This is a genomic window from Allohahella sp. A8, assembly GCF_047946665.1.
Taxonomy (GTDB): Bacteria; Pseudomonadota; Gammaproteobacteria; order Pseudomonadales; family Oleiphilaceae; genus Allohahella.
In genome coordinates this window covers 3,708,131-3,730,144 of the sequence record NZ_CP172312.1, presented here as the reverse complement: position 1 = coordinate 3,730,144, position 22,014 = coordinate 3,708,131, and the positions used below count along the sequence as shown (strand labels likewise).

The following is a 22,014-nucleotide window of genomic DNA, read 5'->3' as shown; positions in this document are numbered from 1 at the left end:
GACCGGACCTCGTGTGTTTACATTATTAAGCAGACAGCGTTTTATTCCTGCGCTCATCCTCGTGTTCGGCATGGCTGTTTCACTTGGGGTGGCATCAGTCCTGAATCACGCATTACGCGCAAATGATGAGGAGCGCTTGCAGCGTTATGCCAGTGCTGCTCATCAGGCAGTTGAAGAACGCATCATCACCTATATCGCAATGCTTCGCTCCACCGCCGGTTTTTTCACCAGCAGGCCTGAACTTACTCACCAGGAATTCGAAACCTACGTAGCTCAACTGGGCCTCCATTCACACTATGCCGGTGTCCAGGGAATAGGCTACTCGCAACGGATTGATGAGCAGAACATCGAAGCCTTCGAACAGGTCCAGAGAAAAGGCCGCTTCGAAGATTTCAGTGTCTGGCCCGACACGCCTCGTGATGAGTATCACAGCATCACCTATCTAGAACCTCTCGATCAGCGTAATCGCACAGCGATTGGCTATGACATGCACAGTGAGCCCAAGCGGCGCATGGCGATGGACCAGGCACGCGATACGGGCGATGTCGCTATGACTGATCGCTTGATACTTGTTCAGGAGATACACGACGATGTGCAGCCAGGCTTCAATATTTATTTACCGATCTATTCAGGCAGCAACCTTGAAACGGTAGCGCAGCGGCGAGCAGCACTCCGAGGCTTCATCTATTCACCATTCCGTGCAGGCGACCTGTTCGAAAATATCTTCACCGATCCTCTGTTTGTCGACTTTGCCGTATACACCTCCGAATTGAGCGAACCTGCAACGCTCTTATATGCAACCGCGGATCCAGCCACAAGCAGTAGCGCAGATAGCGGCTTTCAACGAACGGCTCGATTACAATCCGGCAACTCGAACTGGCATATCACCTACTGGCCTGCTGAGCAATTTGTATACAGTCATACATGGTGGATCTTTGCTAGCGTATTGCTCTTGGGTGGGCTCATCTCCACAGGTCTCGCCTTACTCAGTTACAAAGAGCGGCGCGCACGACGCGAGACAGAGCTATCGGAGAGGCACTTCCGCAACATTTTCGAGACCCAGTTTCAGTTTCTCACCATCGTTTCACCCAAAGGTGACATTGTTAATGTCAACACCTTGCTCCTGCGTCTGGCGGCTGCCGACAGAACATCGGTATTAGGTAAGCCCATCTGGCAGGCCCCATGGTGGGGAGATGATCTGAAAGACGAAGAACTATGGCGTACAAGGTTTTCCGAAGTTCGCACGCTAAAGCGGCCGCTCAATACCACTGATCAGATGTGCCTCGCCGGTGAGAGCTTAAGAATCGTAGAATCCGCAATGACAGCTGTGGCAGACCGTGCCGGGCGGGTCGAATTCTATCTCCTTCAAGCTCACGATATTACCGACCATCATCGTACCGAAAGGCGTTTGAAAGAGGAAACCCAGACCCTCGAGGCCTTGAACCGACTAGGGCGGTCGCTTTCATCGAAACTCGACTCGAATGAACTGATGGGCTTGGCGACAAAGCGCGCAAGAGCGCTAAGCGGCGCTTCAGTAGCCTGCTTTTTGTACCGCCAGAGGTCCGTAGATGATTCGACAGACCTTGTCACTGCAGTGTCAGGTATTCCGGAAGAAATCTTCGAAGCGGAGTATCGCTCTCTTGGGTCCCATCTATTCCACCTGACCTTGAAAGAGCGGCGTACTATTTTAGTACGGGATTTATTTGATCAAGAGGCACCTGTTATCCCCTTGCCGCCGATGCTGTCCCCTGATGGCGATTTCGCATTTCGAAGCCTTCTTGCTGTCCCAGTCATTTCCCGTAACGACGATGTGATAGGCGCTCTGGTGCTCGGGAACTCCGAACCAGCAGCGTTTAGTGAGCGCGAAGTCCAGATTATGGAGGGCATTACAGCCCAAACCGCCATCGGCATAGACAACGCGCGTCTGTATGAGACGCTGACACAGAGTGAAGAAAAATTTCGCCAGCTGGCCGAGGCTGCAGAAGCGGCTAATCAAGCCAAAAGCGAATTCCTGGCCAATATGAGTCATGAAATCCGGACGCCGGTTAACGTTATAACCGGTTTAACGGCTGTCATGTCAGAAGACACTACGGCCGACCAGCGCGCACGCTTCCTGGCGACTATGCAAGCAAGCTCCCGACAGCTGCTCGAATTGATCAATGACCTGCTGGACCTCTCAAAGATCGAAGCCGGTAGCCTGGAGCTGGAGCGCCAACCTTTCATGTTCGGAGAATTGCTGCGGGATGTCGGGCTGATTTATGGCGAAGCCGCCAGGCAGAAGGGTCTTGAGTTAGAACGTGATATCGCCGACGCACAGGTTCTACCTGCGCTGCTGGGTGACCCGCTGAGGCTTAAACAGGTACTGATCAACCTGTTGGATAACGCCATTAAATTTACCGCCGCTGGAAAAGTGGCCATCAGAATCCGCAAACAGCACGAAACAGCGGAGACGGTGCAACTCCTCATCACGGTTGAGGACACTGGGGTCGGCATTTCTCCAGAGGCTCGACCACTGATCTTTGGTATGTTCAATCAGGCTGATAGCTCGATCACGCGACGGTTCGGTGGCACCGGTCTTGGTCTCGCAATTACCCGAAATCTTATTGAGCAGATGAACGGGTCCATAACCGTCGAGAGTGATGAGGGGGCGGGTTCGAGATTTATTATTGATCTCACCCTCGCGAAAATTCAGGCTCAGGTTATGGTCGCGAACTCAGCAAAAGACGCCATTGCGCGGCTGCCCGACGTAAGCTCCACTAAAGAAGAACACTGCCAGCTTCTAGTGGTTGAGGATTATGAGCCAAACCGGCTGGTACTCGACAGTATGTTAAAGCTGCTCGGCTACAAATCCATTCATTTCGCGGAGACCGGCACAGAAGCGCTGGCGATGTTTGATGAGACGCAGTTCGATCTTATCCTCATGGATATTCAGATGCCGGGAATGGACGGACTGAGTGTCACGCGGGAAATGCGCGATCGGGAAATGGAAGCGGCCAGGCAAGCTGCCGTTATCATCGGCGTAACAGCACACGCACTAGCCGACGACCGGCAACGCTGCCTTGATGCCGGGATGAACAGCTACCTCGCAAAGCCCTACACCATCGAGTCACTCAAGGCCCTCCTGCAACATTACCTGCACGGCCGGGCCTGTTTGTGAAAAACCAGCCACTCCCCGAAAGACTACGGCCGACTGCTCTTGAAGACGTGTTGGGCCAGGATCATCTCCTCGCACCAGGACGACCACTCCACACCGCTGTGCAGACCGGCCGGCCGCACTCGATGATACTCTGGGGTCCCCCCGGCGTGGGTAAGACCAGTATTGCAAGATTGCTAGCCAACGCATTTGACTGCGAGTTCCAGGCTATATCTGCCGTATTTGCCGGTGTGAAGGAAATCCGAGCTGCCGTTGCGCTGGCGCAACAGCTACGCGACCAGTCCGAGCGGCCGACCATCCTTTTCATCGACGAGATACACCGTTTCAACAAGTCTCAGCAGGATGGTCTGTTACCTCATGTCGAAAGTGGGCTGCTCACTTTTATTGGCGCCACCACAGAGAATCCCTCGTTCGAAGTCAACTCAGCACTCCTGTCTCGCGCCCGGGTCTATGTACTCAAGGCCCTGGAGAGCGAAAGCCAACAAGCTCTGCTAAAGCGTGCGCTGCAGAAAGACTATCCGGGATTGCAGATTGAACCCGATGCCGCAGCGGCACTGTGTGAGCTGGCCGATGGCGACGGTCGCAGATTATTGAATTCACTTGAGCAAACGGCCGAAGCTGCTGTTCAGCAAGACAAGTCGATCATCGATATTGATCTCGTCCAAGCCCTTGCAGGCAGTTCCACGCGCCGGTTCGATAAAGGTGGAGATGCCTTCTACGACCAGATCTCAGCACTCCACAAAAGCGTTCGTGGCTCTGATCCAGACGCTGCACTGTACTGGTTCTGTCGCATGCTCGATGGCGGCACCGATCCGCGCTACCTGGCCCGCCGGATAGTCAGAATGGCTTGGGAAGATATCGGATTGGCGGACCCACGGGCTATGCAACTGTGCAACGATGCTGCCGCCACCTACGAGCGCCTCGGTTCGCCCGAGGGTGAACTCGCGCTGGCGCAAGCGGTAATTTATCTCGCAGTGGCTGCCAAGAGCAACGCCGGTTATGCGGCGTTCAATGCTGCAAGAAAATACGTTAGCCAGGACCAGTCAAGACCGGTGCCAATGCACCTGCGTAACGCCCCCACCAAACTCATGAAGACACTCGGCCACGGCAAAGGGTATCGCTATGCACATGCCGAGGCAGACGCGTACGCCGCAGGTGAGCAGTATCTCCCGGATGGCATGCCCCCTCCCGGCTGGTACCAACCGGTAGACCGGGGTCTGGAAATCAAAATTCGCGAAAAGCTAGAACGGTTGGGGCAACGTGATGCGCAAACCCAGCCCCGGAAATCGCCGTAGTCCCGAACCGCGGGCCGGGCGCGTTCCCAGTTCCGATCAACGGTATTCTCGAGTTGTCAATAATGTGGATAACTTTTATCGTCCTTTTAGTGCATCGATCTGTTCCTTTTAAATTTCTTTAAATATCAAATAGATATCGATGTCAATAGACAGTTGGCTTGGATTATGCCTGTGGATAAGTCTATTAATAACTTCTTGAGAAGATGTTTGTAACTTTATGATTCCCCTAATGTTTCAAAGTGTTAATGTACTACTAGTCTAAGCAGGGTGGATTTAATCACTCTCAGGTATAAATTTGGCAGTAAATTGTTCATGGTTTGTACAATACTCGCGAAGGCTAGGCAGCCGTAGTAAACTACCGCCCCATTTTAAGAGTTCCCGGGTCTCCATTTATGATCTATCACAAGCATTATGACGTCGTCGTGATCGGCGGCGGACACGCTGGTACTGAAGCGGCGCTGGCAGCAGCCCGTGCGGGTGCGAGCACACTTCTGCTGACTCATAACATCGAGACTCTGGGGCAGATGTCCTGTAACCCTGCCATTGGCGGCATTGGTAAAAGCCATTTGGTGAGGGAAATCGATGCGCTCGGTGGTGCGATGGCGTTAGCAGCTGACGCTGCAGGCATACAGTTTCGCGTGCTCAATAGCCGCAAGGGCCCGGCGGTGCGTGCCACTCGAGCCCAGGCCGACAGGGTCCTCTATCGTGCCGCCATCCGAACCATGCTGGAAAACCAGCCAGGCCTCGATATTTTCCAACAGGCTGCAGATGACTTGATTGTTGAGAGCGACACCGTGAAAGGTGTGGTAACCCAATCAGGTATTCGCTTCATGTCTCACAGTGTCGTGCTGACTACCGGTACTTTTCTCGGCGGCACCATACACATCGGCCTGGAAAATCACCGGGGCGGACGCGCCGGCGATCCCCCATCCATCCGCCTTGCCGACCGCTTGCGGGAGTTGCCCCTGCGAGTGGGCCGACTCAAGACTGGCACACCCCCACGCATTGATGCTCGCAGCGTGGATTTCAGCAAGATGATAGAACAGCCCGGAGATACGCCGCTGCCGAGCATGTCATTCATGTATGGCATCGGCGACACGCCGAAGCACCCTCGGCAGATCAGCTGCTTTACCACCAAGACAACCGCTGAAACTCACGAGATCATTCGCGGTGGCCTGGACCGCTCCCCCATGTATACTGGCAAGATTGAAGGGGTTGGGCCGCGCTATTGCCCGTCTATCGAAGACAAGGTCCAGCGTTTCGCAGACAAGGATTCGCACCAGATCTTCATCGAGCCTGAGGGTCTGACCACCCATGAGCTCTACCCTAATGGTATCTCCACCAGTCTGCCCTTCGACGTGCAGCTGGCCCTTGTGCATTCGATGCCTGGCCTGGAAAATGCGCACATTACCCGACCTGGCTATGCCATTGAATATGACTATTTCAACCCACAGGACCTCAAGCCGACACTCGAAACGAAGGTTATTGCCGGTCTGTTCTTCGCCGGCCAGATTAACGGCACGACGGGCTATGAAGAAGCTGGTGCGCAGGGGCTACTGGCCGGTGTAAATGCAGCCTTGCGCGGCCTTGATAAGGATCAGGTCACCTTCGGTCGCTCCGAAGCCTATCTCGGTGTGCTGGTGGACGATCTCATCACCATGGGCACTGTTGAGCCCTATCGGATGTTTACCAGCCGGGCCGAGTATCGGTTATTGTTGCGCGAAGACAACGCGGACCAGCGTCTTACCGAGACTGGACGCCGACTGGGCCTGGTCAGTGACGAGCGCTGGGCTGTCTTCAGCGAAAAGCAAAACGCAATTGCGCGTGAACATGATTGGTTGAAGCAGACCTGGGTGCAGCCGGCCAGTCCGCTGGCCGAGACCATCAGCAATACTTTCGGCTTCAACATCGCGAGGGAGTATTCATTGTTTGACCTCGTCAAGCGTCCAGAGGTCACACTTGCTGCGCTGAAACAGCTCTGGCTGGCTGAAGAGCCAGCGCCTGAGTTAATCCATGGTATTGCAGAGACGACCGCCACACAGGCCATCGCCGGTCAGGTTTCGGAGCAAGTGGAAACCGGCATCAAGTACGCCGGCTACATCACGCGTCAGAGCGAGGAAATTGAGAAACTGCGTCGAAACGAGCATCTCGTGCTACCGGCTGATTTCGACTACGCCCGCATCGACGGTCTGTCGTCGGAAATTCGCCAGAAGCTATGCAATGTGCGGCCTGCTTCTATTGGTCAGGCCGGTCGAATACCCGGCGTTACACCGGCGGCTGTATCTCTGTTGCTCGTGCACCTGAAGAAAAGAAAAACAGCAGCCTGATGCAGCATCGTGACACAGGGAGTCTGTTGCGATCAGGCGTAGCACAACTTGGACTGTCCCTCAGCGAAGACCAGATTCAGCAGCTGCTGCAGTATCTTGGGCTGCTGGATCGATGGAACACCGCCTACAACCTGACGGCAGTGCGCGATCCCAGAGAGCAGGTCGTGCGCCATCTGCTCGACAGCCTCAGCGTGCTGTCAGCGTTCGAAGACCTCCAAAGTTCCGCTCCGGTCAGGCTCACTTGCCTGGATGTGGGAACCGGCGCGGGAATTCCGGGGCTCATTCTTGCGCTTGTCATGCCAGATACGCACTGGATTCTACTGGATAGTAATGGCAAAAAGACCCGTTTTCTGGTGCAATGCTGCCATACGCTCGGATTGAATAACGTTCATGTAGTCCATGGCAGGCTGGAATCATTTTCGCCCGAAGGGCCAATAGATATCGTGATATCGAGGGCGTTTACCCAGCTGCGGCAGATGACAGCGTGGCTGGTGCACCCCGATTTACAGTCAGCGAAGTTGCTGGCGATGAAGGGCCAGTTGCCGCAGGCGGAAATTGAAGCCCTCCCGGCGCCGTGGGTAGTCGAGCGAATCGATCGCCTGCAGGTGCCATTTCTGGAAGAGGCGCGTCATTTGCTTGTTCTGAGTAAGACCGAACGAAACAAAGCCGATCAATAAGGATTGCATGCTCACCCTAGACAAGCGAAACCAATATTGGAGCAAGCCATCGTGAGTACACGAGTTCTGGCGGTTGCCAATCAGAAAGGCGGTGTCGGCAAGACCACAACCTGCGTCAATCTCGCCGCATCGCTCGCGGCCATGAAGCGCCGTGTTCTGTTGATCGATCTGGATGCGCAGGGTAACGCGACAACCGCGAGCGGCATCAACAAGAACGAGCTCAGTGCCACGGCTTACGAGGTGCTCACGCAGCGCCAGCCAATCGATGCGGTCGTGAAACGCTCGTCCGGGGGATATACGGTCCTGCCCGCCAATGGTGATCTTACCGCCGCTGAAATTGAACTGATTGGCGAAATTGGCCGTGAATACAGGCTCAGGAAGGCGCTGGCAGAGTACAAGAAGCAATTCGATTTTGTGCTTATCGACTGCCCACCCTCGCTGAACATGCTTACTCTGAACGGGCTTGCCGCAGCCGATGGGTTGATCATACCCATGCAGTGCGAATTTTTTGCGCTCGAGGGGCTCGCGGCCCTGATCAATACCATCGAACAGATTCAGGAAACGGTTAACCCGAACCTCAAGGTGGAAGGCGTTCTGCGCACGATGTTCGACCCCAGAAACAGCCTGGCACGTGACGTCAGCAGACAGCTCATCCAGTATTTCGGCAACAGCGTTTACCGGGCGATCATTCCGCGAAACGTGCGTCTCGCCGAAGCCCCCTCGCATGGTCTGCCAGTGCTGAAGTATGATCGCCAGTCAAAAGGTACGATTGCCTATCTTGCGTTGGCTGGTGAGATGATTCGCCGAGCCAAGGAACGAGCCCGACCCGTGACCGCAGAAGTCAGCTAAGCGCTGTCGAATGAAGTTATCGAAGATCCCTGCAGAGAGACAATCCATTGAGCATTAAGAAAAGAGGGCTTGGCGACCGCGGCCTGAACGCGCTGCTTGCCGGAGCAAAATCCCGCCAGCCGTTACAGGAAAGCGACGTATCTGAAGTTCCTCAGGCAGAGACCGGCAGAAGCTTCGAAGACGAACAGCTCGTCCAGTTGCCGATCGAGCAGTTGCAGCGCGGTCGCTATCAGCCTCGCAAGGATATGGATGCTGAAGCACTGGAAGAACTTGCCCAGAGCATTCGCCAGCAGGGTGTCATGCAACCGATTCTGGTGCGACCCTTATCTGAGGGTCGATTCGAAATCGTTGCCGGTGAACGGCGCTGGCGAGCCAGTCAGCTTGCCGGACTGAAATCGGTACCGGTGCTCATCCGGATCGTCCCTGATGAGGCGGCTATCGCTATGTCGCTCATCGAGAATATCCAACGTGAAGATCTCAACGCCATGGAAGAAGCGGTCGCGCTCAAGCGACTGCAGGATGAGTTCAAGCTCACGCAGCTGGAAGTTGCAGAAGCTGTTGGTAAGAGCCGATCTACGGTCACCAATTTGATGCGGCTGCTTGCACTCTCTCCCGAGGTCGCTACGCTGCTCGAACGTGGCGATCTTGAGATGGGACATGCCCGGGCACTGCTGGCCTTGTCCGCTGACGATCAGTATCGTGCCGCGCGACAGATCATCGACAAGGCTTATTCTGTTCGGCAGGCGGAAGAATATGTCAGAAAGATGCAGGCAGCACCGAAGGAAAAGGCCGCCGAAACAGCCGTCGACCCGGACGTCATGAGGCTGGAGCAGAACCTCTCCGAGAAGCTCGGTGCGGCGGTCACCATCCGCCAGAGTGCGCGTGGTAAAGGTCAGTTGACCATTGCCTATCACTCGCTCGATGAGCTCGAAGGCATCCTCGCTCATATCCGATAGAAAATCAGTAACTTCAGCTCGCGAGTTCTGGCCTTGCGATTGCAGACACCAGACCCTATAATGCCCCCGCTTTAATCTGCCGGTCATAGCCGGAGAACTTGAGCATACGCAGGAAAGATGCGGATGAGAAAACCACCGGTCTGGCGGATGCCAGCCATGCAAGGCCTCATGATTCTGGTCTGTGTGGGAGTCTCAGGTGCCTTGAGTGGCGCAGTCGCCGCGTTATCTGCCCTGTTAGGCGGCTTGATCTGCATGATACCTGGCCTGTATTTTTCTCTGGCCATGTTCAGGTATCAGGGTGCTCGATCAGCAAGGCTCATATTACAGACAACTTATAAAGCGGAAACCATCAAGATGGTCATGACCGCAGCGGGATTTGCCGCTGCTTTCATCTTCGTCAAGCCGCTCAGCGCGGGCCATCTGTTTGCCGCTTTTATTGCCGTACAGGCCATCCACTGGTTCGCTCCATGGATTTTGCAGCCGCGGTCACAATGATTACGCAACTTGAAGCCGGCACGTCTCTGGCCTGCCGTACACTGAGGATCGATAATGGCGAGTGAAACGCTGACCCCTACCTCCTATATCATTCATCACCTGCAAAACCTGGTGTATGGTAAGCATCCCGTGAATGGCTGGGGCTTCGCTGAAAATGGCGAACAGGCAGCTGAAATGGGTTTCTGGGCTATACACGTGGACACCCTGGGCTGGTCGATCGGTCTTGGCATCCTGTTCCTCTGGTTATTCCGCAAAGCTGCCCTCACAGCGACCAGTGGTGTGCCCAGCAAGTGGCAAAACTTCGTCGAAGTCATGGTGAACTTCGTCGACACCAGCGTGAAGGAAAGCTTTCACGGAAAGAATGAAGTAGTTGGCCCGCTCGCGCTGACAATTTTCTGCTGGATATTCCTGATGAACTTCATGGATCTTATTCCAGTTGATTTCATTCCAGCCCTTTTCAGCGTCGCTGGCGTCGAATATATGAAAGTCGTCCCGACCACGGACGTCAATATCACGTTTGCACTCGCGCTGGGCGTCTTCGCTCTCGTTATTTACTACAGTATCAAAGTCAAGGGCCTTGGCGGCTTTATTGGCGAGCTGACACTGATGCCTTTTGGCAAATGGCTTATTCCTTTCAACTTTCTTCTCGAATTCGTCAGCCTGATTTCAAAGCCTATTTCGCTCGCATTGCGACTGTTCGGTAACCTCTACGCCGGCGAGCTGATATTCATGTTGATAGCTGTCATGTACATGGCTGGTATCTGGGTAGGTGCGCTTGGCGTAGGTTTGCATCTGGTGTGGGCAATCTTCCACATACTGATCATCACCCTGCAAGCGTTCATATTCATGATGCTGACCATCGTGTATCTCAGCATGGCGCATGAAGACCATTGATCATCAGTTCAGTAATACCTGTTTTATCTGTTTTCATAACGTTGTTAATCACTCAGTAAATATCTAGGAGATCTCATGGAACATGTAGTTGGAATGACCGCGATTGCAGTAGCAATTCTGATCGGTTTTAGCGCACTGGGCACAGCCATCGGTTTCGCACTGCTTGGTGGCCGCTTCCTCGAAGGCGCTGCACGTCAGCCAGAAATGGTCCCGATGCTTCAGACCAAAATGTTCATCGTTGCGGGTCTGCTCGACGCCGTACCAATGATCGGTGTTGGTATCGCACTGTTCCTGATGTTTGCAAACCCGTTCCTCGGTCAGGTGGCTGGTTAATACAAACCAAACTAACCCATTGACCAATGCAGGAGCGGTGTTGACGTGAACTTCAACCTAACCTTGATAGGCCAGGCAATTGCTTTCTTCTTCTTTGTGCTGTTTTGCATGAAGTACGTCTGGCCGCCGATTATTCAGGCGCTCAGAGAGCGGGAAAAAGTGATCGCCGACGGTCTGCAGGCAGCTGAACGTGCTTCGAAGGATCTAGAGCTTGCTCAGCATAAAGTTGCTGACGAACTCAAGGACGCGAAAGCCCAGTCGGCCAAAATCATCGAGCAGGCGCACAAGCGTTCTACACAGATGATCGAAGAAGCCAAAGAACAGGCTCGAGCTGAAGGCGAGCGGCAGATTGCTGCTGCCCGATCAGAGATCGAACAGGAACTGAACCGTGCCAGGAAAGCACTCCGCGAAGAAGTGGCTACGCTTGCCGTGGCTGGCGCAGAGCGCATTCTGGAGCGATCTGTGGACCAGTCCGCGCATAGCGACATGCTGAGTAAGCTTGCCGCGCAACTGAACTAAGGAGCGCGCTGATGGCACAATCCATGACGCTGGCCAGGCCTTACGCCCGGGCAGCCTTTGAGAAGGCAAGACAGGATGGTACGGTCGACCAATGGTCGATCGCACTCCTGTCTTTAGCCTCTTATGTGGAACAGGATCAGGTCCGCGATTTCATCGTGCATCCTGGCTTGTCACAGGAAGCGCAAGCGGAAACGCTGCTGCAGCTGTCTGGCGACGACGTCCAGGGCGATGACATCAAAAACTTCCTGAGTATGCTCGCCCAGAACGACCGTCTCGTGGTTCTGCCCGAAATATCTGCGCTTTTCGAGCAGCACAAGGCAGAGCAGGAACAGTCGCTCGATGTGACCGTCACCAGTGCATTCGAACTGTCTGACCAGGAGAAAGATACCCTGGCAAACGCGTTGAAGACCAAGCTGAAGAAGAATATTCAGCTAACCACCACCGTCGATAATTCGCTTATCGGTGGTGTGGTCATTCACGCAGGTGACATGACAATTGACGGATCAGTTCGCGGCCGCCTTCAGAAGCTGTCCGAGACAATGGGTTCCTGAACGAATTTGAAATTTTTGAGGATATTGGCATGCAGCAACTGAATCCGTCAGAGATCAGTGAAATTATTAAGAAGAGAATCGAGAAGCTCGATATCTCCGCCGATGCCCGGACCGAAGGGACTATTGTTGGCGTTGCCGACGGTATCGTTCTGATCCACGGTCTGGCCGACGTCATGTACGGTGAGATGATCGAATTTGAAGGTGGTATCTTCGGTCTGGCACTTAACCTTGAGCGTGATTCGGTTGGTGCTGTCGTACTGGGTGACTACAAGGATCTGCAGGAAGGCCAGAAGGTCAAGGTTACCGGTAGAATTCTTGAAGTGCCAATCGGCACGGGTCTGCTCGGTCGCGTCGTTGACGCTCTGGGTAACCCTATCGACGGCAAGGGTGAAGTCAGCTTCACCGAGACAGCCCCGATCGAGAAGGTGGCGCCAGGCGTTATCGCTCGTCAGTCGGTCGCTGAGCCGATGCAGACCGGTTACAAATCGATCGACACCATGGTGCCAATCGGTCGAGGTCAGCGAGAGCTGATCATCGGTGACCGTCAGACTGGTAAATCGGCTATCGCCATCGATGCCATCATTAACCAGAAGAATACCGGCGTTAAATGCGTCTATGTTGCGATTGGACAAAAGCAGTCAACCATCGCCAACATCGTTCGTAAGCTCGAGCAGCATGATGCAATGGGTCATACCATCGTTGTAGCAGCTGGTGCAGCCGACCCTGTTTCGATGCAGTTCCTTGCACCCTACTCGGGCTGTACGATGGGTGAGTACTTCCGTGACCGTGGCGAAGACGCATTGATCGTATTCGATGACCTGTCGAAGCAGGCTGTAGCCTATCGTCAGATCTCCCTGCTGCTTCGTCGTCCGCCAGGTCGTGAAGCTTATCCTGGTGACGTTTTCTATCTCCACTCCCGTTTGCTTGAGCGTGCATCACGCGTCAACGCAGAATACGTTGAGCAGATGACGAACGGTGAAGTCAAAGGCAAGACTGGTTCGCTAACGGCGCTGCCGATCATCGAAACCCAGGGTGGCGACGTTTCAGCGTTCGTACCGACCAACGTTATCTCGATCACTGACGGTCAGATCTTCCTCGAGACTAACCTGTTCAACTCCGGTATCCGCCCTGCCATGAACGCAGGTGTATCGGTATCTCGAGTTGGCGGCGCGGCCCAGACCAAGATCGTCAAGAAGCTCGGCGGTGGTATTCGTCTGGCACTTGCTCAGTATCGTGAGCTGGCGGCATTCGCGCAGTTCGCTTCTGACCTTGATGAAGCCACGCGAAAGCAGCTCGAGCACGGTCAGCGTGTAACGGAGCTGATGAAGCAGAAGCAGTATAGCCCGATGAGTGTTGCTGAAATCGGTCTGGCACTCTTCGCTGCAAACGAAGGCTATCTGGAGGATGTCGATGCCTCCAAGATTGTTGACTTTGAAGCGGCGCTGCTTTCGTATGCTCACAGCGAGCACTCAGCGTTGCTGGCCAAGATCAACGAGAAAGGTGACTATAACGACGAGATCGCCGCTGGTCTGAAGAACTGTATCGAACAGTTCAAGGCTACCCAGACCTGGTAAGCACGTCGCTGCCGGCTTTCCGACTGGTCACTCCAGCTGAAGAGCCGGCGCACTCAATACGAATGTAGACAGAGCAGCTAGCTATGGCAGTCGGAAAAGACATTAAAACCCAGATTGCGAGCATCAAAAGCACTCAAAAGATCACGAGTGCCATGGAGCTCGTCGCTGCGAGTAAGATGCGCAAGGCGCAACAGCGGATGGCGCAGGGCAAGCCCTATTCCGAGCGCATCCGCAGTGTCGTAAGTCACATTGCGCACTCAAACCCTGAATACCAGCACATCTATATCAAAGACCGACCGGTTTCACGAGTCGGCTATATCGTTGTGACGACTGACCGCGGACTTTGCGGTGGTCTCAACGTGAATGCCTTCCGCGAAACCATGCGGTCCATGAAGCACTGGAAGAATGAAGGTGCAGACCTCAAGTTCTGTGCAATCGGCCAGAAAGGCGTGAGCTTCTTCAAGAGCTACGGTGGTAACGTCGTGGCGGCGGTCACTCACCTGGGCGACACACCGTCTCTCGGTAAGTTGATTGGCTCGGTAAAAGTCATGCTGGATGCCTATGCCAGTGCCGAGATAGATCGTCTCTATATCGTGTACAACAAGTTCATCAATACCATGACCCAGCAGCCTACTGTAGACCAGCTGTTGCCACTGCCTCCTTCAGGAGACGAACACCTGAAGGAGCGGACATGGGACTATCTCTACGAGCCGGAGGCCCAGGTTATTCTGGATGGCCTGCTCGATCGTTATATCGAGTCCCAGGTTTACCAGGCAGTTGTCGAAAACAACGCTTGCGAACAGGCAGCTCGAATGATTGCGATGAAGAGTGCGACTGATAATGCGGGCGACCTCATTGATGATCTGTCTATGGCCTACAACCGGGCCCGTCAGGCGGCAATTACACAGGAAATTTCAGAGATCGTCGGCGGCGCCGCAGCGGTCTAGGCTGAACAGAATCTATTTTGAGAGGAATGAACAATGAGTAGCGGACGCATAGTTCAGATCATTGGTGCCGTCATCGACGTGGAGTTTCCGCGTGAGAGCGTGCCAAAGATCTATGACGCTCTTCTGGTCGACGGAAAAGACACGACACTTGAAGTGCAACAGCAGTTGGGTGACGGCGTCGTTCGAACCATCGCGATGGGTAGTACCGAAGGTCTGCGTAGAGGCCTGACAGCATCGAACACCAACGCGCCGATCACCGTGCCAGTTGGCAAAGCGACGCTGGGACGCATCATGGACGTTCTCGGGCGGCCTATCGACGAGCAGGGTCCAATCGGTGCTGAAGAAGCCATGCCTATTCACCGTGAAGCCCCTGGCTATGCGGATCAGGCGGCTTCGACTGAATTGCTCGAGACCGGTATCAAGGTTGTCGACCTGGTTTGTCCATTTGCGAAGGGCGGCAAGATCGGTCTTTTCGGTGGTGCTGGTGTTGGTAAGACCGTCAACATGATGGAACTGATCAATAACATCGCGAAAGAGCACTCGGGTCTGTCAGTATTCGCAGGTGTTGGTGAGCGTACTCGTGAAGGTAACGACTTCTATTATGAAATGAAGGAGTCTAACGTTCTCGACAAGGTTGCCATGGTATACGGCCAGATGAACGAGCCTCCTGGAAACCGTCTGCGCGTCGCCCTGACTGGCCTGACAATGGCTGAGAAGTTCCGTGACGAAGGCATGGACGTTCTGCTGTTTATCGACAATATCTATCGTTACACACTGGCAGGTACCGAAGTATCGGCACTGCTGGGTCGTATGCCTTCAGCGGTTGGTTATCAGCCGACACTGGCTGAAGAGATGGGTGTACTGCAGGAGCGAATTACCTCTACGCGCGCTGGTTCAATCACCTCCGTACAGGCCGTTTACGTACCTGCGGACGATTTGACCGATCCATCACCAGCAACGACCTTTGCTCACCTTGATGCGACTGTCGTACTGAGCCGAGATATCGCTTCGAAGGGTATCTACCCTGCGATCGATCCACTCGATTCCACCAGCCGTCAGCTCGATCCGCTCGTTATTGGTCAGGAGCACTATGATGTTGCTCGTGGTGTTCAGACGGTTCTTCAGCGTTACAAGGAACTGAAAGATATCATCGCCATTCTTGGTATGGATGAGCTTTCAGAAGAAGACAAGACAACTGTTGCCCGTGCACGTAAGATCGAGCGCTTCCTGTCGCAGCCATTCCACGTAGCTGAAGTCTTCACTGGTTCACCAGGCAAATACGTTTCCCTCAAGGAAACCATTGCCGGTTTCAACGGTATCCTCAACGGTGACTATGATGATCTGCCAGAACAGGCGTTCTACATGGTTGGCAGTATCGAGGAAGCTGTCGAGAAGGCCAGGTCCAGCAAGAAGTAAGGCGGCAAGTGGCCGTGATTTAGCGGCACTACATTGCTACTGACGACATTCATATGAGGTCGTCAGTAGTGCCAGAGCGAGGAATTTTTCAATGGGTATCAGCGTGCATTGCGATATCGTAAGCGCCGAGCGTGCTATCTTCTCCGGATTGGTGGAGATGGTTATTGCTGCCGGTAGCGAAGGCGACCTGGGTATTTATCCCGGACACGCCCCATTATTGACGGCATTGAAAGCCGGCCCGGTTCGGGTCATCACTCAGGGTGGCGCTGAGGAGGTCTTCTTCGTGACCGGTGGGTATCTTGAAGTTCAGCCGGATATCGTCACGATTCTGTCGGATACGGCTGAGCGGGCCGGTGACGTTGATGAAGCGGCCGCTATCGAAGCCAAGCGTCAGGCTGAAGAAGCCCTGGCGAACCGTACTGGAGACTTCGAATACTCCAAAGCGGCTAGTCAGCTTGCCGAGGCCGCAGCTCGACTGCGTACTATTCAGCAGTTCCGTCGTAAGACCGGACGCTGATCAGTCGCTAGGTAGTAGTCCAAAGCAGACAAATCAGCTCAACAAGCTATTATACAAGGGAAGCCGCAGCTTCCCTTTTTCATTTGTGCCGGATGCGCCGGCAAGCCCCGTTATCAGGAACTGACAAGATGCCACTGGAAGTCGTCATACTCGCCGCAGGACAAGGCTCCCGAATGAAGTCCGACCAACCAAAGGTGTTGCATGAAATTGCAGGCAAGCCCCTGGTCGAACACGTCATCGATGCCGCGCTACAAATCGAGCCGGGTCACATCCATATTGTCTACGGTCATAAGGGAGAGCACGTTCGGCAGAAGCTGTCCACAATCCCTGCAGCTGATCGATTGACCTACAGTGAACAGGCCGAGCAATTGGGTACCGGACATGCAGTCGCCCAGGCCCTGCCGCGGCTGAATGAAGTTGCCGATGATGCGAGCCAGGTGCTCATCCTATACGGCGATGTACCACTGATTGCTGCAGATACACTGCGCAATTTCGTTGCAGCCTCGGCGGGCAAACTCGGCATCCTGACTGTCACGCTCGACAATTCGAGCGGCTACGGTCGGATACTCAGAAACGATAGCCATGAAATCATTGGGATCGTCGAAGAAAAAGATGCGAGTCCCGCACAGAAGACGATAAAGGAAGTGAATACCGGCATCATGTGTTGCAGTCTCGATCGACTGAATCAGTGGTTGCCAAAACTTTCCTCCAATAACGCCCAAGGTGAATACTATCTCACCGATATCGTGGCGCTGGCTGTTGCCGATGGTGTGCCGGTCGGTAGTGGTGAAGCCGCCAGTGCGATGGAGGTCGAAGGCGTCAATAATCGACTTCAACTCGCTGCGCTCGAACGACAGTTTCAGCGTAAGGAAGCTGATCGGCTGATGACAGAGGGCTGTACCCTGGCCGATCCCGCGCGTGTCGATGTTCGCGGTAGTGTCAGGACAGGCCGTGACTGCTTCGCTGATATCAACGTGGTTTTCGAGGGCAACGTCGTCCTTGGCGATCGCGTCAGTATCGGGCCGAACTGCGTACTGCGAGATTGCACGATTGGCGCGGATACCGAAATACTCGCATTCAGTACCGTTGAGAGCAGCACAGTGGGATCGCGTGCGGTCATAGGCCCGTATGCGCGATTGCGCCCCGGTTGCGAGCTCGCCAGCGACACCAAGATAGGCAACTTCGTGGAAGTGAAGAAGTCTGTGATTGGCGAGGGCAGCAAGGTGAATCACCTGTCTTACGTTGGCGATAGCGAGATTGGGAAGGGCGTGAACGTAGGCGCCGGCACCATCACCTGCAACTACGACGGCGTCAACAAATTCAAGACTGTGCTTGGGGACAACGTGTTTATCGGGTCGAACACTGCGCTGGTGGCACCAGTGACTGTCGGCGCCAATGCAACCGTTGGTGCCGGCTCGGTCATTACTCACGACGTCGAGGCCGATTCACTGGCAGTAGCACGTGGTAAACAGAAAAAAATTGATGGCTGGAAGCGTCCAGCCAAGAAAAAGCCGAATACATAAGCTGTAAGGTGGCGCCGGTCTGGGCGACAGGGCCAGGTAATCAGTTAAACAGCTTCATCACTCTCTAGAATATCAGCTTGAACAGGTACAGTTTATGTGCGGAATAGTTGGCGCAATTGCGCAGCGGGACGTCTCGGCGATTCTTCTCGAAGGTTTGAAGCGCTTGGAGTACAGGGGCTACGACTCGGCCGGTATGGCGGTTATGAGTGCTGCAGGTGTGCTCCAGCGAGAGCGCGAAGTTGGCAAGGTTGCCAAGCTTGAGGAAGCGATTACCAGCAGTCCCCTGCCTGGCCACATCGGTATTGCCCACACGCGCTGGGCTACCCACGGCAAGCCTTCACAGCTGAATGCCCACCCGCATCAATCTGGTGAGCGTCTGGCTATCGTTCACAATGGCATCATCGAAAACTATGAAGCACTTCGCCGTGGTCTGAAGGAAGACGGCTACGTCTTCACGTCGGAAACCGACACCGAAGTCGTCGTGCATGCACTGAACAAGCAGCTGAAGAACGGCCCCACGCTCGAGTCACTGCATACCGTCATACAGGACTTCCACGGCGCCTACGCGCTGGCTGTGCTGAACGCCGACGATCCGGATCATCTCGTCGTCTGCCGCGAGGGCTCACCGCTCGTTATCGGCGTGGGCATTGGTGAAAACTTCATTGCTTCGGACCCACTTGCATTGCTGCAGGTGACCGATCGTTTCATCTATCTCGAAGAGGGTGATACGGCTGAAGTTGGACTTGAAAGCATCAGGATCTGGGATCGCGACAACAAGCTGGTCGAGCGACCGGTTCAGCGCTATGAGTATGGCATCGAGAGCTCCGACAAGGGTAGCTTCCGCCATTATATGCTCAAGGAAATCTACGAGCAGCCCAAGGTTATCAAAGCTACGCTCGAAGGTCGCCTGGGCGCTGACTATGTACTTGATCAAGTTCTCGGTACTGCAGCGGCTGAAGTCTTCGAAGGCGTTGGTTCGGTGCAGATCGTTGCCTGTGGTACCAGTTTTCATGCAGGCCTCGTTGCACGGTACTGGATCGAGGATCTTGTCGGCATTCCTTGTTCTGTCGAAGTCGCGAGCGAGTATCGTTACCGAAGCCATGTCGTCAAGAGCGACATGCTGTTTTTGACCATTTCCCAGTCGGGCGAGACCGCCGATACTTTGGCCGCGTTGCGACAGGCAAAGGCAGCAGGTTTCAAAGCCGCGCTGACCGTCTGCAACGTGCCCGGCAGCTCGCTAACGCGCGAATCAGACCTCTCGGTCATGACACTGGCGGGCCCTGAAATCGGTGTGGCCTCGACCAAGGCTTTCACGACTCAGCTTACGGCCCTGCTCATGTTGACCCTTGCGCTTGGACGACGACATGGCCTGTCCCGTGAGCGGGAAGCCGAAATCGTTGCAGGTTTGCGCGCGTTGCCTTCACAGATTCAGGCAGTGCTCGACCTCGATGGCTCCATCGAGCGTCTGTCGCAGGCATTTGCCGAGAAACATCACGCCCTCTTTCTCGGACGCGGCACGATGTATCCTGTGGCAATGGAAGGTGCACTCAAGCTCAAGGAAATCTCCTACATTCACGCGGAAGCCTATCCTGCCGGCGAGTTGAAGCATGGCCCACTGGCGCTGGTCGACAAGGACATGCCGGTTATCACCGTGGCACCGAACAACGAGCTGCTGGAGAAGCTGAAGTCGAATCTGCAGGAGGTGAAGGCACGTGGTGGTGAGCTCTTTGTATTCGCAGATCAGGATACGGACTTTACGCCTGAGCCAGGTGTGACGCTGCTGCACATCCCGAAGGTTCACGACATTCTCGCGCCGATCGTGTACACGGTTCCGCTTCAGTTGTTGTCATATCACGTGGCGGTACTGAAGGGTACGGATGTGGATCAGCCGCGAAATTTGGCCAAGTCAGTCACCGTGGAATAAATAGCACGGCATAATCTGACTTTTTGACGGGCGGGATCTGCTTTGTTTGTAGATCCCGCCGATTCAGCGTCCCGTTGCCGCCCAGCTTTGACCAAATTTATTTCGGTCGCCGATCACCCTGAATGAAGTTCGCTGTGAAGACAGCCGTGCCATAGGTCTCGAAAGACCAGCGTAAGGCGTCCGCGAACACCTGCATCACCTTATCGAAATCGCCGAAGATTTGCGTACTCATCCGGTTCGAGTGAACCTCCAATCCTGACTTTTCCAGCCGAGCGATCAACGCCTTGATTCGAGGTTTATAATCTTCGGAAAGCGGGTAATAACTGAGTTGAACGGATAGATACATAGCAGCGCCTCCAATGGCGGAAGGAAAAAATCCCCTTTCACTCTGCTACGTTTGGGTGACCACTATAGCCTTCGAAAAAAAGGCGGCCCCTAGGCGCCGCCCTTAAGCTTTCACACAGAACGTTAGACCGTTTACCAGTTCTCGACATCTGCCTGAGAGAAGCCATAGGCCTCCTGCATCAAGGCACGCGCTGCCATAAGTGCATCGCGGTAGGCTGCGAAGTCTGCGCCGCCTGGCAGAGCAGGTCGCTCGCCGAGCAGGTCATGAACAGCCTTGAAGCGGGTGCCATTGTTCAATGGTGAGCGTGGGTTGAACTGCAGGCCCAGCGCGAAGCCCTTCAGCTCTGCCCAGTGCTTGGTGTGCGCTGCATAGCTGTAGCTACCGTCGTTGGCATCAGCCTTGTCCATATCGGTTAGCACGTCGTTGATGTAGTGCACGACGGTCGCAGCAATGGCTTTTTCCCATGCACTAACGGCGATGTCACGCTGTTCTTTCAGCACAGCCATTTCGACTTCGGTCAGCGCGCCGTCACCATCGTCTCCAGCGCGCGCGATGATCGTACGGCCGGTCAGCAGGGCCTGCATGGCCGTCTTGGTGAAGTCAGTACCGCTCTGGCTGCCAAGGTCGCGCTTGGCTGCGTTGGTGGAGTTGCCGAAGTTGAACTCGCCGTTCAGGTCGATGACGTTATCGCCATTGGTGTCGTGATAGCCTTCGCTAAAGCCTTCCCGGCCAGCTTTGGCGGCGATTTCTTCATCGGTATAGGCGAGATAATCGCGTGCTGCACCGAAATAGCCGAAGCCTTCATCATACTGGTGCTGTAGCTCGGTATATGGCTTGTCGCCGTCTGCCACGGTGTTGTCGGTCAGGAGACCTTTACCTTCAGTAGCATCATCAAAATAGTCATCTGTGCCCTGTGAGAACGTAACCGCCCCGAGCAGGAACTTCTGTACAAGCTGCTGAAGATCCAGGCCGTCGTCGGTGTGGTACACCTTGAGGGTTTCACCAGTCACTGGATGAATGCGAACAGCACCACCGGCCTGCGCCGCAGTGTTCGTAGCGATGATGTCGAACCACGATTCGACCAGTGCCTGCGGAGAAGCAGCAGTCCAGCCCTCGAAGGCGCCTGCATCCCAGTCCTTGTGATCGGTGGCGCTGTCATTACCCGCCAGCTTGTCGATCAGGTTCTTATCGCTTGATATTTCGTTATACGTCGTCTGCAGCGTCGGCGGAGTGGTCGTTAGCAGAATTGGGTTGTCGCCAACGGCGTTAGTCCCTTCGACGAAATAGCTATTCAGCACAGCCAGAACATCGGCCTTTGTCGTGTCGCTGGTCCATGTACCATCGGCAATGCGTGCTTCGAGTTTGCTGCCGATTTCAGTGTTCAAGTCGGCAATCAGCACCTGCCGGGCAACCTGGCCTGAATACTGGGCGCTTTCTTCGCCCGCAACGAAGCGGCTTTCGAAGTTATAGGTGGCAGGAACGGCCAGCGTGGCCAGAAAATCGGTGTTGGGATTCGTGTCGACCGCTGCAGGCGTGTCGGAGGAGTCGGATGAGTCACTGCAACCGCCCAGTCCAGCAATGGTGGCCGCTATCACTGTGACGAGTAATTTCTTTCGCATGGGTACCTCAATGTATTATGCGCCGATAAAAAGAGAGAACGGTAATCTAAATGATAACTATTTACAATTAGTATTTGGAGTGCTTCTTGCAGCTGCAG

General features: G+C 54.6%; 19 protein-coding genes. 17 read left to right on the top strand and 2 right to left on the bottom strand.

What is annotated here, in order from left to right; genetic code table 11:
* Positions 1–13: 13 nt before the first annotated feature.
* The 17 genes from ACH3PB_RS16730 (at position 14) to glmS (ending at position 19,951) form a co-directional block, all read left to right on the top strand.
* A complete protein-coding gene (locus ACH3PB_RS16730; protein ID WP_416396578.1) occupies positions 14–3,157 on the top strand; it encodes a CHASE domain-containing protein in 3,144 nt (1,047 codons plus the stop codon).
* Positions 3,154–4,449, top strand: coding sequence for a replication-associated recombination protein A (locus ACH3PB_RS16725; protein WP_416396577.1), 1,296 nt, complete (start codon positions 3,154–3,156; stop codon positions 4,447–4,449). The genes ACH3PB_RS16730 and ACH3PB_RS16725 overlap by 4 nt, the downstream gene beginning before the upstream one ends.
* 392 nt (positions 4,450–4,841) lie before the next feature.
* Positions 4,842–6,776 carry a tRNA uridine-5-carboxymethylaminomethyl(34) synthesis enzyme MnmG gene (gene mnmG / locus ACH3PB_RS16720; RefSeq protein ID WP_416396576.1) on the top strand — a complete coding sequence of 645 codons (1,935 nt, stop codon included), beginning with the start codon at positions 4,842–4,844 and terminating at the stop codon, positions 6,774–6,776.
* Positions 6,776–7,453, top strand: coding sequence for a 16S rRNA (guanine(527)-N(7))-methyltransferase RsmG (gene rsmG, locus ACH3PB_RS16715; protein WP_416396575.1), 678 nt, complete (start codon positions 6,776–6,778; stop codon positions 7,451–7,453). Before mnmG ends, rsmG begins: the two co-directional genes overlap by 1 nt.
* 51 nt (positions 7,454–7,504) lie before the next feature.
* On the top strand, positions 7,505–8,302 hold the full coding sequence (locus ACH3PB_RS16710) for a ParA family protein (protein ID WP_416396574.1): 798 nt from the start codon (positions 7,505–7,507) through the stop codon (positions 8,300–8,302).
* Between the two features lie 47 nt (positions 8,303–8,349).
* Positions 8,350–9,258 (top strand): ParB/RepB/Spo0J family partition protein, encoded by a 909-nt coding sequence (locus ACH3PB_RS16705; protein ID WP_416396573.1) that lies wholly within the window; start codon positions 8,350–8,352, stop codon positions 9,256–9,258.
* Positions 9,259–9,381: 123 nt separating this feature from the next.
* Entirely contained in the window at positions 9,382–9,753 is a 372-nt protein-coding gene (locus ACH3PB_RS16700) for an ATP synthase subunit I (protein WP_416396572.1), read from the top strand.
* A gap of 54 nt (positions 9,754–9,807) precedes the next feature.
* The gene (atpB, locus tag ACH3PB_RS16695) at positions 9,808–10,647 is read left to right on the top strand and encodes a F0F1 ATP synthase subunit A (RefSeq protein WP_416396571.1); all 840 of its coding nucleotides are present in this window, start codon (positions 9,808–9,810) and stop codon (positions 10,645–10,647) included.
* A gap of 75 nt (positions 10,648–10,722) precedes the next feature.
* Positions 10,723–10,980 (top strand): F0F1 ATP synthase subunit C, encoded by a 258-nt coding sequence (atpE, locus tag ACH3PB_RS16690; protein WP_344806061.1) that lies wholly within the window; start codon positions 10,723–10,725, stop codon positions 10,978–10,980.
* A gap of 45 nt (positions 10,981–11,025) precedes the next feature.
* Positions 11,026–11,499 (top strand): F0F1 ATP synthase subunit B, encoded by a 474-nt coding sequence (locus tag ACH3PB_RS16685; protein ID WP_344806059.1) that lies wholly within the window; start codon positions 11,026–11,028, stop codon positions 11,497–11,499.
* An 11-nt stretch (positions 11,500–11,510) separates the two neighbouring features.
* Complete coding sequence (locus ACH3PB_RS16680; protein ID WP_416396570.1) at positions 11,511–12,050, top strand: F0F1 ATP synthase subunit delta; 540 nt, start codon at positions 11,511–11,513, stop codon at positions 12,048–12,050.
* Positions 12,051–12,079: 29 nt separating this feature from the next.
* Positions 12,080–13,624, top strand: coding sequence for a F0F1 ATP synthase subunit alpha (gene atpA / locus ACH3PB_RS16675; RefSeq protein WP_416396569.1), 1,545 nt, complete (start codon positions 12,080–12,082; stop codon positions 13,622–13,624).
* 83 nt (positions 13,625–13,707) lie between these two features.
* Positions 13,708–14,571 carry a F0F1 ATP synthase subunit gamma gene (gene atpG / locus ACH3PB_RS16670; RefSeq protein ID WP_416396568.1) on the top strand — a complete coding sequence of 288 codons (864 nt, stop codon included), beginning with the start codon at positions 13,708–13,710 and terminating at the stop codon, positions 14,569–14,571.
* A gap of 33 nt (positions 14,572–14,604) precedes the next feature.
* The gene (atpD, locus tag ACH3PB_RS16665) at positions 14,605–15,987 is read left to right on the top strand and encodes a F0F1 ATP synthase subunit beta (RefSeq protein ID WP_416396567.1); all 1,383 of its coding nucleotides are present in this window, start codon (positions 14,605–14,607) and stop codon (positions 15,985–15,987) included.
* Between the two features lie 91 nt (positions 15,988–16,078).
* Positions 16,079–16,504: a F0F1 ATP synthase subunit epsilon gene (locus tag ACH3PB_RS16660; protein WP_416396566.1), complete on the top strand. Its 426-nt coding sequence runs from the start codon at positions 16,079–16,081 to the stop codon at positions 16,502–16,504.
* Positions 16,505–16,632: 128 nt separating this feature from the next.
* Positions 16,633–18,027: a bifunctional UDP-N-acetylglucosamine diphosphorylase/glucosamine-1-phosphate N-acetyltransferase GlmU gene (gene glmU / locus ACH3PB_RS16655; RefSeq protein WP_416396565.1), complete on the top strand. Its 1,395-nt coding sequence runs from the start codon at positions 16,633–16,635 to the stop codon at positions 18,025–18,027.
* A gap of 94 nt (positions 18,028–18,121) precedes the next feature.
* Positions 18,122–19,951 carry a glutamine--fructose-6-phosphate transaminase (isomerizing) gene (glmS, locus tag ACH3PB_RS16650; RefSeq protein WP_416396564.1) on the top strand — a complete coding sequence of 610 codons (1,830 nt, stop codon included), beginning with the start codon at positions 18,122–18,124 and terminating at the stop codon, positions 19,949–19,951.
* Positions 19,952–20,048: 97 nt separating this feature from the next.
* Here glmS and ACH3PB_RS16645 read toward each other — a convergent pair whose 3' ends face one another.
* Together ACH3PB_RS16645 and ACH3PB_RS16640 are read right to left on the bottom strand one after the other, a co-directional pair.
* A complete protein-coding gene (locus tag ACH3PB_RS16645) occupies positions 20,049–20,297 on the bottom strand; it encodes a YkoF family thiamine/hydroxymethylpyrimidine-binding protein (RefSeq protein WP_416396563.1) in 249 nt (82 codons plus the stop codon).
* A gap of 131 nt (positions 20,298–20,428) precedes the next feature.
* Positions 20,429–21,916: a DUF4856 domain-containing protein gene (locus tag ACH3PB_RS16640; protein WP_416396562.1), complete on the bottom strand. Its 1,488-nt coding sequence runs from the start codon at positions 21,914–21,916 to the stop codon at positions 20,429–20,431.
* Positions 21,917–22,014: the final 98 nt, after the last annotated feature.